This is a genomic window from Priestia sp. BR_2 (genome assembly GCF_041954005.1).
Lineage (GTDB): Bacteria > Bacillota > Bacilli > Paenibacillales > Paenibacillaceae > Paenibacillus_AQ > Paenibacillus_AQ lautus_A.
The window spans coordinates 1-535 of sequence record NZ_JAVFHM010000156.1; the positions used below are offsets into that span (position 1 = coordinate 1).

At 33.3% G+C, this 535-nt stretch carries 1 protein-coding gene; it reads left to right on the forward strand.

Annotated elements, in window-relative coordinates; all coding sequences use genetic code 11:
• Positions 1–37: 37 nt before the first annotated feature.
• The coding region (locus tag RB298_RS07090; RefSeq protein ID WP_486046559.1) for a CBO0543 family protein at positions 38–535 on the forward strand (498 nt) is incomplete at its 3' end.

Genomic DNA, 535 nt, shown 5'->3' on the forward strand with positions numbered 1-535 from the left:
TATCTAAGGTACTACATAATATTGAAGGGGAAAACTAATGAAAGATAAAGAATCCATCTATGATACCTATTTCGAAAAGCAGAAAGAGCTGAATGATGAAAAACTTCATATTTGGTTAGACTACACATTATTTAGTTGGAGATGGTGGTTAGGAGTAGCACTTATACTGCTATTAATTGGGCTTTGGATAAAATTCAGAAAAAGAGAAAGCGCTGATCGTTTATTATATACCGGTCTTTTTGTAGCTATCTTTTCTTCATTTCTTGATATGATTGGAGACTTTTTAGGGCTATGGGATTACCGATATGAAGTATTTCCATTAACTTCTAACTACTTGCCGTGGGACTTATTTTTATTACCCATTTCTATGATGTTTTTTATACAAGTAAAGCCTAAAGTTAACCCTGTAATCAAAGCACTGATTTATTCAGCAGCAGCAGCTTTTATTGGCCTTCCACTACTTAATTGGATTGGCATTTATAAACCGCTGCACTGGAGGTATATTTATTCCTTTCCTATTCTAATTGTTATTTAC